Source organism: Streptomyces sp. NPDC051051 (assembly GCF_040682975.1).
GTDB lineage: Bacteria > Actinomycetota > Actinomycetes > Streptomycetales > Streptomycetaceae > Streptomyces.
The window spans coordinates 32,306-46,132 of the sequence record NZ_JBFBCB010000026.1 but is presented as its reverse complement, the minus strand read 5'-3'; the positions used below and the strand labels follow the sequence as shown (position 1 = coordinate 46,132).

Genomic DNA, 13,827 nt, shown 5'->3' with positions numbered 1-13,827 from the left:
GGGGATCGGCGTCGGATGCGTGCCCATCCTGCGGCCTTCCGGCGGCGGCCGGATCGTCATCCGGGAGGGCACCCGACCCCGGACTGTCCCGGAGCAAATGGCCCACTCGACAGGGGAGTTGTCGGGGACCACCCCCTAAGGGCTCCCGGCCGTCCCGCTCCCGCCGCCGGCATGCTCCCGCCGCCGGTCAGCCTTTGTCGCGGAGGGCGCGCAGGACGTCGATGCGGTTGGTGGTGATCGAGTCGACGCCGAGGTCGATGAGCCGGCGCATGGAGCGGCGGGTGTCCGGGGTCCACACGGACAGCAGCCGGCCGTCCCGGTGGATCCGGGCGACCAGGTCGCGGTCGACGAGGGAGAAGCGGTAGTTGAGCCAGCGGGGCTCGACCGCCGCCAGCAGCGCGGGCCGCGGCGGTGCCAGGCTCGTGCAGGTCAGGGCGATCTCGGCGGACGGGTCGGCGGCCCGGACGGCGAGCATCGCGGTGGCACCGGCGCAGTAGTAGACGCGCTCCGCCGCGCCGGCCTCGCGGACGGCGTCCACCACCCGGCGCGCCGTCCGCACCTCCCGGGTGCCCGGCAGGTCGATCATCACCCGGCTGTCCCCGGTCGCCGCCAGCGCCTCCGCCAGCGTCGGCACCCCGCCCTCCGTCAGCCCGCGCACCTCGGCCGCCGACAGCGACAGCAGCGGCCGGTCCCGCTCCCACAGCCGCTTCAGCGTCTCGTCGTGCAGCAGCACGGGCACACCGTCCCGGGTGAGCCGTACGTCGATCTCGACGGCGTCCGCGCCCCGGTCGAGCGCGGAACGCAGCGAGTCGAGGGTGTTCTCACGGACGCGGTAGGGGTCGCCGCGGTGGGCCACGGCAGTCACGGTCTGCATGGGCCCATTGTGGTGCCGGCCGGGGAGCGGGGTGGCCGTCAGGGGGCGAGCCACTCCGTGGTGTACCTGTCGATCTCGGCGGCTATCCGCGCCTTGCCGGGCCCGTCGAGGAAGGACGCCTCGACGGCGTTCTTCGCGAGGTCGGCCAGCCCGCGCTCGTCCAGGTCGAGGAGGCGGGCGGCGACGCCGTACTCGCTGTTCAGGTCGGTGCCGAACATGGGCGGGTCGTCGGAGTTGATCGTCACCAGGACGCCCGCCGCGACGAAGTCCCGCAGCGGGTGCTCGTCGAGGGTGCGGACCGCGCGGGTGGCGATGTTGGACGTCGGGCACACCTCGAGCGCGACGCGGTGCTCGGCGAGGTGGGCGAGGAGCTTCTCGTCCCCCGCGGAACTGGTGCCGTGCCCGATGCGCTCGGCGCGCAGATGGGTCAGGGCGTCCCACACCGTCTCCGGTCCGGTGGTCTCCCCGGCGTGCGGCACGGACCGCAGCCCGGCCGCGATCGCCCGGTCGAAGTAGGGCTTGAACTGCGGGCGCGGTACGCCGATCTCGGGCCCGCCGAGGCCGAAGGAGACCAGTCCCTCGGGGCGCAGCCGGTCGTCGGTGGCCAGTCGCGTCGTCTCCTCGGCGGCCTCCAGGCCGGCCTCGCCGGGGATGTCGAAGCACCAGCGCAGGATCGTGCCGAACTCCGCCTCGGCCGCCTTGCGGGCGTCCTCGATCGCGTCCATGAAGGCACGCTCGTCGATGCCGCGGCGGGTGGAGGAGAAGGGGGTGATGGTCAGCTCGGCGTAGCGCACCTGCTGGCGGGCCAGGTCGCGGGCCACCTCGTACGTCAGCAGCCGCACGTCCTCCGGGGTGCGGATCAGGTCCACGACCGAGAGGTAGACGTCGATGAAGTGCGCGAAGTCGGTGAACGTGAAGTAGTCGGCCAGCGCCTCCGGGTCGGTGGGGACCTTGGAGTCGGGGTGGCGGGCGGCGAGTTCGGAGACGATCCGCGGGGAGGCCGATCCGACGTGATGGACGTGCAGTTCGGCCTTGGGCAGGCCGGCGACGAAGGCGTTCAGGGTCAAGGGGTCCTCCCCGGGACGGCACCCCGGGCCACGCGGGCCGGCGGGGTGCGGGTGATCGGCTGATCGGTGAGACGGCATCATCGTAGGCGGACGGGCCGGGGGAGCAACGAGGGCGTCGACGGACGAGGGCGGGCCACCGGCGTCGGGACCTGTGCCGTCGGGGTCCGGTCCCGCGGCCGGCCCGATCGTTCCCGTCCGCCCCCGCCCCCGCCCCCTGCCCCGTCGGCCTCACCCGCCCCGCCTCCGGCCGGACGACGGGATGCGCCGGACAGGCCCTAGCATTGCGGGACGCATGACAGAGGGGGTCCCGCGCATGTCCGACGACGCACCCGGTGGTCCGTCCGACAACTCGTCCCACAACCCGTGGGCCGCGCCCGGCTCCGTGCCCGACGGAGCGGAAGGGCCGCAGTACGCCCACGTGCCCCTGGACAAGTCGGCCACGTCGGGCGGGGAGAGTGTGTCCGGCGGCCCGGCCACCGAGGCCACGACCGCGTCCGGCGCCTCCGCCCGGGACGGGGCGGAGCCCGCCCCGCAGGACGCGCCGGCCCCCGCCGGCCCCGCCCCCGACCCCTGGCCCGCTCCCGCCCCGGCCCCGGACCACGACTCCGGCGTCACCATCGCCGCCGGCGAGGTGCCCACCCCGCAGGACCTCGCGCCTCCTTCCGTCCATGACCAGCAGACGATGACCTCGCTGCCCGGCGTGACGCCGGCCCCCGCGGCCGGCACCCCGCAGGGCGACGTCTCGTTCGCGTCCTTCCCGCCGCCCCGTCCCGGTACCGCGTCGCCCGGCTCGGTGGGCGGCCCCAGCCCCTTCGCCCCGCCCGCCGACGGAGCGGTGCCGCCGCCGCCGATATCCCCCGACGGCCCCGGACAGGTGCCGTACGGCTATCCCGGCGGCTACGGCCACCCGGGCCCGCCCGGTTACGGCGCCACCCCGAGCTACGGCGGCGCCCCGGGCTACGGCGGCGCCCCCGGCCACTACGGGTGGCCCGGCATGCAGCCGGCCCCGAGCAACGGCATGGGGATCACGGCGATGGTCCTCGGCATCGTCGCCGCCGTGGGCTTCTGCCTCTGGCCGGTCGCGATCATCGTGGGCGTCCTCGCCCTGATCTTCGGACTGATCGGCAGGAGCAAGGCCAACCGGGGCGAGGCCACGAACCCGGGTCAGGCCCTGGCCGGCATCATCTGCGGGGCCGTCGGGCTGGTCCTCGGGGTGGGCCTGGCCGTCCTGATCATCGTGGCGCCGTAGGGCCGGCCCGCCCCGGACCTCTCAGGCCCCTCGCAGCAGCAGCCTCGCCTCCATCAGCGCGAAGCCGAGCAGGTTGAGGCCCCTCCAGCGCTCCGGGTCCGTCGCGGCCCCGTCGTCCGCGGCGAGGCCGATGCCCCACACGCGGTCCACGGGGCTCGCCTCCACCAGTACCCGCTCGCCCGTGCCCAGCAGGTACCACCGCAGCTCCGGGTCCGCGCCGAACTTGTGGACGCTGCCCTCGACCACGATCCGGAACCGCTCCCGCTCCCAGACCGCCTCGTCGAAGCCGCGCACCAGCCGCCCGGCCTTCTTCGCCTCGGAGGGGTGATCGGCGGCCAGCACCCGCCGCTCCGCCTCCGCGTCGCCGAACAGGCGTGCCTTGCCGGCCATCATCCAGTGCTCGGCCGTGCGGTACTCCACGCCGGCCACGGTGAACGGGGACGGCCACCACTGGCTCAGGCAGCTCGCGCCCACCTGTCCGTCGTGCCGCGCGCGGTGGCCCCAGAAGTGCAGATACTTGATCCTCGCCCCCGTCCGGACCTCCCTGATCAGGGCTTCCCGGGAATCGATCTTCGCCATGCATTCCACTGTGGCACGCGCCACTGACAGGGCGTCTCGCCTTTTCCGGCTCGACTCGACACCTGGTCGACAGATTCCGTCGCGTAACCAAAAGGCAACAACGGAATCACTTGTTGGAGTCCTATTGCTCTGTCAGGATCGGCACTCAAATCAAGCTGGAGCTACGTCACCCGCCCCCGCGGACATCGGGGCGAAGGCGGAGGAGAGCGACATGCAGAACCCGGGAAGCACCACCCCGGACCCACTCGGCCGGTTTCCCGCACAGGAACGTTTCGCGGACGGCGCCCAGTACATCGCGGGCCGCCTCCGGGCGGGCACGTCCGGCCGCACGCACGCCGTGATCGACCCGGCCACCGGGGAAGAGGTCCTCACCTGTGAACTCGCCGGGGCGGACGACGTCGACGCGGCCGTGGCCGCCGCCCGGTCCGCCTTCCCGGCCTGGGCGGGCGCCACCCCCGGCGAGCGCTCCGACGCGCTGCACCGCTTCGCCGCCGTCCTCGCCGAACAGGCCGAGGACCTCGCCCGCGCCGAGTCCCTCCAGTGCGGCAAGCCGCTGAAACTGACCCGCGAGTTCGACGTCCCCGGCACCATCGACAACACCGCCTTCTTCGCGGGGGCCGCCCGGCACCTCCAGGGCCAGTCGGCCGGCGAGTACTCCGGCGACCACACCTCGTACGTACGGCGCGAACCCATCGGGGTCGTCGGCTCCATCGCCCCCTGGAACTACCCCCTCCAGATGGCCGCCTGGAAGATCCTCCCGGCGATCGCCGCGGGCAACACGATCGTGCTCAAGCCCGCCGAACTCACCCCGCTCACCAGCCTCCTCTTCGCGCAGGCGGCGACCCGGGCGGGCATCCCCGACGGCGTGATCAACATCGTCACCGGGACCGGGAGGGAAGCGGGCGAGCGCCTCGTCGGCCACCCCGACGTGGCCATGACCTCCTTCACCGGCTCCACCGCCGTCGGCCGGCGGGTCGCGGAGATCGCCACCGCCACCGTGAAGCGGCTGCACCTGGAGCTGGGCGGCAAGGCGCCCTTCGTCGTCTTCGACGACGCCGACCTGGACGCCGCCGTGCAGGGTGCGGTCGCCGGCTCGCTCATCAACACCGGGCAGGACTGCACGGCCGCCACGCGCGCGTACGTGCAGCGGCCCCTCTACGAGGCGTTCGTCGAGAGGACGGCCGCCCTCATGGAGACCGTCCGGCTCGGCGACCCCTTCGCCCCGGGCACCGACCTCGGGCCGCTGATCTCGCACGTCCAGCGCGACCGGGTCGCCGCCTTCGTCGACCGGGCGCGTGCCCACGCGCGCGTGGTGACCGGCGGCGAGGCTCCTCAGGGAGATCTCAAGAACGGCGCGTACTATCTCCCCACCCTGGTCGCGGACGCCGCGCAGGACAGCGAGATCGTCCAGTCCGAGATCTTCGGGCCGGTCCTCGTGGTCCTCCCCTTCGACAGCGACGACGAAGGGATCGCGCTCGCCAACGACACGCCGTACGGGCTGGCCGCCTCGGCGTGGAGCCGGGACGTCTACCGGGCGAACCGGGCGACGCGTGAGATCAAGGCCGGGTGCGTGTGGGTCAACGACCACATCCCGATCATCAGCGAGATGCCCCACGGCGGATACAAGGCATCCGGCTTCGGCAAGGACATGTCCGCGTACTCGTTCGAGGAGTACACCCAGATCAAGCACGTCATGTTCGACAACACCGCGGTGGTCCGCAAGGACTGGCACCGCACCGTCTTCGGGGACCGATAGTCACGAATCCGGCCGCCGACCAGGCCGAATCCTCCCGAAAGGGCACCACGCGCATGGAGCAGTACGAGCCAGACCGCCTGACCCCGCCCCAGGCGGCCGCCATACGACGCAGTCTCCGCAACGGCAGGGCGGCCATGACCCGCAGGTCGCTGCTGCGCGCCTCGGCGGGCGGCGCCCTGACGCTGGGCGGTCTCGGGGCGCTGAGCGCCTGCGGGATCCCCGCGGCCGGCAAGACCGAGGGCGGCACGTCCGCCGAGGACCACTCGGCGAAGGAGAAGACCGTCAGCTTCTCCAACTGGACCGAGTACATGGACGTCGACGAGGCGGGCAAACACCACCCGACGCTCGACGCGTTCACCGAGCGGACCGGGATCAAGGTCAAGTACACCGAGGACATCAACGACAACAACGAGTTCTTCGGCAAGATCAAGCCGCAGCTCGCCGCGGGCCAGGACACCGGCCGCGACGTCGTCGTCCTCACCGACTGGCTGGCCGCCCGCCTCATCCGCCTCGGGTGGGCCCAGAAGCTGGACCCGTCCCACCTGCCGCACGCCTACGCCAACCTGTCGAGCCAGTTCCGCAGCCCCGACTGGGACCCCGGACGCGCCTACTCCTACCCCTGGCAGGGAATCTCCACGGTCATCGCCTACAACAAGAAGGCGCTCGACGGCATCGAGGTGAAGTCCGTCTCCGACCTGCTCGACAACCCCAAGCTCAAGGGCCGGGTCGGGTTCCTCACCGAGATGCGCGACAGCATCGGCATGACCCTGCTGGACATGGGCAAGGACCCGGGCAAGTTCACCGACGACGACTACGCGGCGGCCGTCGCCCGGCTCCAGAAGGGCGTCGACAGCGGCCAGATCCGCCGCTTCACCGGCAACGACTACACCTCGGACATCACCAGCGGCGACTTCGCCGCCTGCATCGCCTGGGCCGGCGACGTCGTCCAGCTCAAGGCCGACAGCCCGGACATCGACTTCGTGATCCCGGACAGCGGCTACATGACGTCCAGCGACAACATGCTGATCCCCAACAAGGCACGTCACAAGACGAACGCCGAGCGGCTCATCGACTACTACTACGAGCCGCGGCCGGCCGCGGAACTCGCCGCCTACATCAACTACGTCTGTCCCGTCGACGGCGTGAAGGACGAACTGGCGAAGATCGACGAGGACGCGGCGAACAACCCGCTGATCATCCCCGACAAGGCCATGCAGGCCAAGTCGCACGCCTTCCGCTCGCTGAGCGCGAAGGAAGAGACGGCTTATGAAGCGCAGTTCGCGAAGCTCACTGGGGCGTGACGAGATGAAGACGACGACCAACGCCGGCGGCGACGTCCGCCTGTCCGGCATCAGCAAGACCTACGGCTCCTTCACCGCCGTCCACCCGCTCGACCTGACCGTCCCCCAGGGCTCCTTCTTCGCCCTGCTCGGCGCCTCCGGCTGCGGCAAGACCACCACCCTGCGCATGATCGCCGGCCTGGAGGAGCCCACGTCCGGGACCGTCCACCTCGGCGACCAGGACGTCACCGCCCTCCCGCCCTACAAGCGGCCCGTGAACACCGTCTTCCAGTCCTACGCCCTCTTCCCGCACCTCGACATCTTCGAGAACGTCGCCTTCGGCCTGCGCCGGCGCGGCATCAAGAGCGTCAAGAAGCAGGTCGAGGACATGCTGGAGCTGGTCCAGCTCGGCGAGCAGGCCCGCAAGAAACCGCATCAGCTCTCCGGCGGCCAGCAGCAGCGCGTCGCCGTGGCCCGCGCCCTCATCAACCACCCCAAGGTGCTCCTCCTCGACGAACCCCTCGGCGCCCTCGACCTCAAGCTGCGCCGCCAGATGCAGCTGGAGCTGAAACGCATCCAGACCGAGGTCGGCATCACCTTCGTGCACGTCACGCACGACCAGGAGGAGGCCATGACGATGGCCGACACGGTCGCCGTGATGAACGCGGGCCGCGTCGAGCAGCTCGGCTCGCCCGCCGACCTGTACGAGAACCCGCGCAGCACGTTCGTCGCGAACTTCCTCGGCACCTCCAACCTCATCGAGGCCGAGGTCGACTCCAGGAGCGGCGAGGACATCGTGCTCAGGGCCGGCGGCGGCAAGCTCGTGCTGCCCGGGGCCCGCTGCACCGCACCGGCCACCACCGGCGACAAGGTGCTGGTCGGCGTCCGCCCCGAGAAGATCTCCCTCACCCACGCCGACGACGCGGGCGAGATCCCGGCGGGCCGCAACCGCGTCACCGGCACGATCGCCGCCGGCTCGTTCATCGGCGTCTCCACGCAGTACGTCGTCGACAGCGCCGTCTGCCCCGAGCTGGAGGTCTACGTCCAGAACGTCGACCGCGACACCCGGCTGGTCCCCGGCGCCGAGGTCGTCCTGCACTGGAGCCCCGCCCACACCTTCGGCCTGGACGCGACGCAGGACATCGACGCCGGCATCCAGGAAGAGGCGGCGCTCTGATGGCGACGCTCACGGAGGCGCCACCGCCCCTCTCCCCGACAGCCCCCGAGACCAAGCCGCCCCGCAGACGGGGCCGCTGGACGCCGTACTGGCTGCTGCTGCCCGGCCTGCTCTGGCTGCTGGTCTTCTTCGCGCTGCCGATGATCTACCAGGCCTCCACGTCCGTGCAGACGGGCTCCCTCGAAGAGGGCTACAAGGTCACCTGGCACTTCGCGACCTACTGGGACGCGCTCGGCGACTACTGGCCGCAGTTCCTGCGCTCGGTCCTCTACGCGGCCGCCGCGACGATCCTGTGCCTGGTGCTGGGCTACCCGCTGGCCTACCTCATCGCCTTCCGCGCGGGCCGCTGGCGCAACCTGATCATGGTCCTGGTGATCGCGCCGTTCTTCACCAGCTTCCTGATCCGCACCCTCGCCTGGAAGACGATCCTCTCGGACAGCGGACCCGTCGTCGGCGCCCTCAACACGCTGCACGTCCTGGACGTGACGAGCTGGCTCGGCTGGACCTCGGGGGACCGGGTGCTGGCCACACCGCTGGCCGTGGTCTGCGGCCTGACGTACAACTTCCTGCCGTTCATGATCCTGCCGCTCTACACCTCGCTGGAGCGCATCGACGGACGGCTGCACGAGGCGGCCGGCGACCTGTACGCCAGACCCGTCACCGTCTTCCGCAAGGTCACCTTCCCGCTGTCGATGCCGGGCGTGGTCTCCGGCACGCTGCTGACCTTCATCCCGGCGTCCGGCGACTACGTCAACGCCGAACTCCTCGGCTCCACCGACACCCGCATGATCGGCAACGTCATCCAGACGCAGTTCCTGCGGGTGCTGGACTATCCGACGGCCGCGGCCCTCTCCTTCATCCTCATGGCCGCGATCCTTTTCCTGGTCACCTTCTACATCCGCAGGTCGGGGACGGAGGATCTGGTCTGAAATGCCCTTCGTCAACTGGTTCAAGAGGAATCTCGTCGTCATCGCGGGCCTTTTCACGCTCGCCTATCTGCTGCTGCCCAACGTCGTCGTCACGGTGTTCTCCTTCAACAGACCGAAGGGCCGCTTCAACTACGAATGGCAGCAGTTCTCCACGGACGCCTGGAAGGACCCGTGCGGGGTCTCCGGACTCTGCGGATCGCTGTCGCTCAGCCTCCAGATCGCCTTCTGGGCGACACTCGGCGCGACCGCGCTCGGCACGGCCATCGCCTTCGCGCTCGTCCGCTACCGCTTCCGCGCGCGCGGCGCCGTGAACTCGCTGATCTTCCTGCCCATGGCCATGCCCGAGGTCGTCATGGCGGCCTCGCTGCTCACCCTGTTCCTCAACATGGGGGCGCGGCTGGGGTTCTGGACGATCCTCATCGCCCACATCATGTTCTGCCTCAGCTTCGTCGTGACGGCCGTCAAGGCACGCGTCATGTCGATGGACCCGAGGCTGGAACAGGCGGCCCAGGACCTGTACGCCGGCCCGCTGCAGACCTTCCTGCGGGTCACCCTGCCGATCGCCGCACCGGGAATCGCCGCGGGCGCGCTGCTCGCCTTCGCGCTCTCCTTCGACGACTTCATCATCACCAACTTCAACGCGGGCTCGACCGTCACCTTCCCCATGTTCGTCTGGGGCTCGGCGCAGCGCGGAACGCCCGTCCAGATCAACGTCGTCGGCACGGCCATGTTCCTCATCGCCGTCCTGCTCGTGCTGACCTCCATGGTCGTCACCAACCGCCGCAAGAGGCAGAAGGCGTAAGCCCTCGCCTTCCCGACCCGTCGAGAGCCCGCTGTAGGGAGTTGACATCATGGCCCCTGGCGCCATGAGCCGTGACAGAGACCATCACTGGACGACATCGCTCGCACAGGCGCGGCCGGTCCCGTACTGGCTGGAGGATCCGGGCAAGCCCCGCCCCGAGCCCGCGCTCACCGGTGCCACCACCTGCGATCTGCTGGTCGTCGGCGGCGGGTACAGCGGACTGTGGACCGCGCTGGTCGCCAAGGAGCGCGACCCGCAGCGGGACGTGGTGCTGCTGGAGGGCCGCGAGGTGGGCTGGGCCGCCTCGGGCCGCAACGGAGGCTTCTGCGCGGCCTCCCTCACCCACGGCCTGGCCAACGGGCTGACCCGCTGGCCGGACGAGATCCACCGGCTCGAGGAACTGGGCGCGCGCAACCTCGACGAGATCGAGGCGGCGATCGCCCGGTACGGCATCGACTGCGACTTCGAGCGCACCGGTGAGATCGACGTGGCGACCGAGCCGCACCAGGCACGCGAACTGCGCGACTGGTACGAGGAGATCGAGGGCAGGGGCCTCGCCGGGGGCATCGAGTTCCTCGACGGCGACGCCGTGCGCGAGCAGGTCGCCTCACCCACCTTCCGGGCGGGGCTGTACGACCGCCGCGGCGTGGCCATGCTCCACCCGGCCAAACTCGCGTGGGGCCTGAAGCGGGCGTGCCTGCGCCTCGGCGTCCGCGTCCACGAGCACACCCCCGCGCTGACGCTGAAGCCGTACGGCGCGGGGATGGCCGTCCGCACCCCGTACGGGCGGGTCCGCGCGCGGCAGGTCGCGCTCGGCACGAACGTCTTCCCCAACCTGGTCAGACGGGTCCGCGCCTACACCGTGCCCGTCTACGACTACGCGCTGATGACGGAGCCGCTGAGCGCCGGGCAGCTCGACGCGATCGGCTGGAAGAACCGGCAGGGCCTCGGCGACAGCGCCAACCAGTTCCACTACTTCCGGCTCTCCGCCGACAACCGCGTCCTGTGGGGCGGCTACGACGCGATCTACCCGTACGGCGGCCGGGTGCGCGCCGAGTACGACGACCGGCCGCAGACGTACGCCAAACTCGCCGAACACTTCTTCACCTGCTTCCCCCAGCTGGAGGGGCTGCGCTTCACGCACGCGTGGGGCGGCGCGATCGACACCTGCTCGCGCTTCTCGGCCTTCTTCGGCACGGCCCACCACGGCAAGGTGGCGTACGCCGCCGGCTACACCGGGCTCGGCGTGGGCGCGACCCGGTTCGGCGCCGAGGTGATGCTCGACCTGCTGGCGGGCGAGCCCACCGAGCTGACCTCGCTGGAGATGGTCCGCAGGAAGCCGCTGCCCTTCCCGCCCGAACCGTTCGCCTGGACCGGCATCGCGCTCACCAAGTGGTCGCTGGCGCGGGCGGACACGCACGGCGGCCGACGCAACCTGTGGCTGCGGACCATGGACCGGCTCGGGCTCGGCTTCGACAGCTGACGGTCCCGCCGGCGTGAGCCGGTTCACTCCGACGAGGACGCCCGACCCGCGTAATGCCGGCCGGGGACCTCCCTCTCCCTCGTGACGCGCACGCGTCGACGAGACACAGGGAGGTCCCCATGGCCGGGACGAAGACGGCCGTCGAGTGGCTGGCATCCGTCGCACCGGATCCCGAGGTCTGCCGCCGGCAGTGGAGGCGCAACCCGCTCGGGATCGCTCTCCTGCCCGCGGGCAGGGCCTGGGACGTGCTCATCCTGCCGGGCGGACTCGGCTTTCCCACGCTCGACGTCCTCACCCGCGTCCTCGACCGGCCCGGCCCCGTACTGGCCGGCTTCGGCGACCGGCGGGTGGGCTTCCTCGTGCCGCCGGGCACGGCCGCCCGCTGGGTCGGCACCGGCGTCCGCGCGGCCGGGCCGGGCACCTGGATCGTCGTGCCCCATCCGGGCCGTACGACCGGAGGCGTCCGCTGGCTGGTGCCGCCGGACGGCTCGGGCACCCTGACGGACCCGGCCCTCCTCGAACTGGCGATGCACGAGGCGGCGGCGGGCCCCGTCGGGAGGGACGGCGGCTGACCCACCCGCTCCGGGCCCCGGCGTCCGCCGGGGGAGACGACGGCCGACCTGCCGGGCGCCGGCCTCCGCCGGGAGGGACGGCGGCCGGCCCGTTCCCCCGGACCTCCGACCCGGCCGGTCCGTCCCCGGACCTCCGACCCGGCCGGTCCGTCCCCGGACCTCCGACCCGGCCGGTCCGTCCCCGGACCTCCGACCCGGCCGGTCCGGGAAGCGCGCCGCGGACCCGGTGACGCCCGCACCTCGCGTCGGCCACCCGTGGGGCCGACGCGGCGACCGGCGCTATTCCGGTGCCGTCGCCTTGAGGGCCAGCCACAGCTCCATCCGTACGTCCGGATCGTCCAGGGAACGGCCCAGGATCTCCTCCACGCGGCGCATGCGGTAGCGGAGCGTGTGGCGGTGGACGCCCAGGTCGGCCGCCGCGGCGTCCCACTGGCCGTGGCGGGAGAGCCAGGCACGCAGGGAGGCCACCAGGTCGCCCCGGCCCGTCGCGTCGTGCTCGCGCAGGGCCCGCAGCAGACCGTCGGCGAAGGCCTTCACCGCGTCGTCCGCGAGGAGCGGCAGGACCGAGCCCGCCGCGAGCCGCTCGTGCTCCACGAGGACCCGCCCCCGGCGCCGCGCCACCGACAGCGCCTGCTCGGCCTGCTTGTACGCGGCCGCCGCGGCGATCGGACCGGCCGGCGCGGACAGGCCGACGACCAGTTCGTCCTCCTCGCCCTCCGACCCGGACGCGCGCGCGTCCTCCAGCGCCGCCCCGTAGGAGGCGGCGGCCGCGGCCGCCGCGCCCCCGTCGGCGGCCAGCACCACCAGCCGCTCGCCCTCGGGCACCACCAGCACGGTCTCCCCGGACCGGGCGGCCGCCGACTCCACGACCTCGGCGAGCCGGCCCAGCGGGTCCCCGGCCCGGTCGGCGGAGCCGGGCACGCGCGCGTGCGAGGACGCCTCGGCATGGGTCCGCGCGGACGCCGGCTCGGCCACCAGCACCCGGAACGGAGCGTCCAGCAGACCCCCGTACAGGTCGCCGGCGACGGCCCGCGCGTGGTCCGGCTCGCCCGCCAGCAGCATGCGCAGCACCGCCACCCCGATCCGCTGCTCCGCCGCCTGGAGCGAGCGCGAGCGTTCCGTGGTGAGGGTCAGCAGGGCGATCGCCGAGTGGACCGCGTAGCGCTCCGCCGTGCCGAGCGTCGACGCCGTACCGACCGCGAGGGCGGCCCGCGGGCGGCGGCCGGTGCCCAGGGAGTGCAGTTCGACCCGGTCGTCGTGATCGGAATGCTCGGGCCCGCCGACCACCGCCGAGGCCGGCGCCGGACGCTCCCGCAGCCGCTCCACGTCCGCCGTGAGCCGCGCGGCCCGCCGCCCCGCCCACTCCGGCGCGCTCGCGACGACGGTGCCCGAGGCGTCGTAGAGCGCGGCCCAGCCGTCGACCTGGGAGGCGAGCGCGGCGAGCAGGCCCTCCGGGCCGGCCGTCAACGCCTGCCTGGTCAGCTCCCGCTGGGCCGCGAAACCGGCCGTCACCGCGCGGTACTGGTCGGCCGCTATCGCCGCCGACACCTCCTTGCTGATGGCCAGGAACGGCGTGCGCCGGGGCACCTCCAGCAGGGGCAGCCCCTCCTCCTCGGCCGCGTCCACGAGGGCCTGGGGGACCTCCTCGTAGTTGACGCCGACGGCGAAGCCGAGTCCGACCACCCCGGCCCCGGCCAGCCGCCGCACGTAGCGCCGCATCGCCTCCGGGTCCTCCGCGTCCAGCTTCAGCGCGGTGATCAGCAGCAGCTCCCCGCCCTCCATGTACGGCACGGGGTCGGCGAGTTCGCTGACGTGCGCCCAGCGCACCGGTACGTCCAGACGGTCCCCGCCCGCCCGCACGGTCAGTTTCAGCGCGGAGTGGTGGACGAGCGAGGCGAGCGTGGGGGGCATGGGACCTTCAGGTCAGAGGCGGACGCGCGGCGATCGACCGGGTGATCTTTTGGCCGCTTCGTATGAAGGGCCATGTCGATTCTGCCTCACTGGAGGGGTGTCCCGCGCCTCGTTTCCGCCGCGCGGACCCGCTCGGCCCCGGAGACCC

Annotated in this window: 12 protein-coding genes; 8 read left to right on the top strand and 4 right to left on the bottom strand. The window is 72.4% G+C overall.

The features are described 5' to 3' along the window. Positions 1-187: 187 nt before the first annotated feature. Positions 188-874 carry a glycerophosphodiester phosphodiesterase gene (locus AB0N31_RS20570; protein WP_366059811.1) on the bottom strand — a complete coding sequence of 229 codons (687 nt, stop codon included), beginning with the start codon at positions 872-874 and terminating at the stop codon, positions 188-190. A 38-nt stretch (positions 875-912) separates the two neighbouring features. Further along, on the bottom strand, positions 913-2,022 hold the full coding sequence (locus tag AB0N31_RS20565; RefSeq protein ID WP_366059810.1) for an adenosine deaminase: 1,110 nt from the start codon (positions 2,020-2,022) through the stop codon (positions 913-915). 232 nt (positions 2,023-2,254) lie between these two features. Between AB0N31_RS20565 and AB0N31_RS20560 the strand changes: the two genes are divergently transcribed. Then, positions 2,255-3,190 (top strand): DUF4190 domain-containing protein, encoded by a 936-nt coding sequence (locus AB0N31_RS20560; protein WP_366059809.1) that lies wholly within the window; start codon positions 2,255-2,257, stop codon positions 3,188-3,190. A gap of 21 nt (positions 3,191-3,211) precedes the next feature. On the opposite strand, the gene AB0N31_RS20555 is transcribed toward AB0N31_RS20560, so the two are convergent. Beyond that, positions 3,212-3,769 carry an NADAR family protein gene (locus tag AB0N31_RS20555; protein WP_366059808.1) on the bottom strand — a complete coding sequence of 186 codons (558 nt, stop codon included), beginning with the start codon at positions 3,767-3,769 and terminating at the stop codon, positions 3,212-3,214. Positions 3,770-3,980: 211 nt separating this feature from the next. Here AB0N31_RS20555 and AB0N31_RS20550 point away from each other — a divergent pair, with 211 nt between their 5' ends. From AB0N31_RS20550 to AB0N31_RS20520, 7 genes are all read left to right on the top strand, one after another. Further along, positions 3,981-5,525 carry a gamma-aminobutyraldehyde dehydrogenase gene (locus tag AB0N31_RS20550; RefSeq protein ID WP_366059807.1) on the top strand — a complete coding sequence of 515 codons (1,545 nt, stop codon included), beginning with the start codon at positions 3,981-3,983 and terminating at the stop codon, positions 5,523-5,525. Positions 5,526-5,578: 53 nt separating this feature from the next. Beyond that, the gene (locus AB0N31_RS20545; RefSeq protein WP_366059806.1) at positions 5,579-6,826 is read left to right on the top strand and encodes a spermidine/putrescine ABC transporter substrate-binding protein; all 1,248 of its coding nucleotides are present in this window, start codon (positions 5,579-5,581) and stop codon (positions 6,824-6,826) included. A 4-nt stretch (positions 6,827-6,830) separates the two neighbouring features. Continuing rightward, positions 6,831-7,982, top strand: coding sequence for an ABC transporter ATP-binding protein (locus tag AB0N31_RS20540; RefSeq protein ID WP_366059863.1), 1,152 nt, complete (start codon positions 6,831-6,833; stop codon positions 7,980-7,982). Further along, positions 7,982-8,911: an ABC transporter permease gene (locus AB0N31_RS20535; RefSeq protein ID WP_366059805.1), complete on the top strand. Its 930-nt coding sequence runs from the start codon at positions 7,982-7,984 to the stop codon at positions 8,909-8,911. The genes AB0N31_RS20540 and AB0N31_RS20535 overlap by 1 nt, the downstream gene beginning before the upstream one ends. Before the next feature lies 1 nt (position 8,912). Further along, positions 8,913-9,713 (top strand): ABC transporter permease, encoded by an 801-nt coding sequence (locus AB0N31_RS20530; RefSeq protein WP_366059804.1) that lies wholly within the window; start codon positions 8,913-8,915, stop codon positions 9,711-9,713. A 49-nt stretch (positions 9,714-9,762) separates the two neighbouring features. Then, the gene (locus AB0N31_RS20525) at positions 9,763-11,196 is read left to right on the top strand and encodes an FAD-dependent oxidoreductase (protein ID WP_366059803.1); all 1,434 of its coding nucleotides are present in this window, start codon (positions 9,763-9,765) and stop codon (positions 11,194-11,196) included. Between the two features lie 119 nt (positions 11,197-11,315). Beyond that, a complete protein-coding gene (locus AB0N31_RS20520) occupies positions 11,316-11,768 on the top strand; it encodes a hypothetical protein (RefSeq protein WP_366059802.1) in 453 nt (150 codons plus the stop codon). A 279-nt stretch (positions 11,769-12,047) separates the two neighbouring features. Here the strand turns inward: AB0N31_RS20520 and AB0N31_RS20515 are convergent, their stop codons facing one another. Next, complete coding sequence (locus AB0N31_RS20515) at positions 12,048-13,679, bottom strand: PucR family transcriptional regulator (protein WP_366059801.1); 1,632 nt, start codon at positions 13,677-13,679, stop codon at positions 12,048-12,050. Between the last annotated feature and the right edge of the window lie 148 nt (positions 13,680-13,827).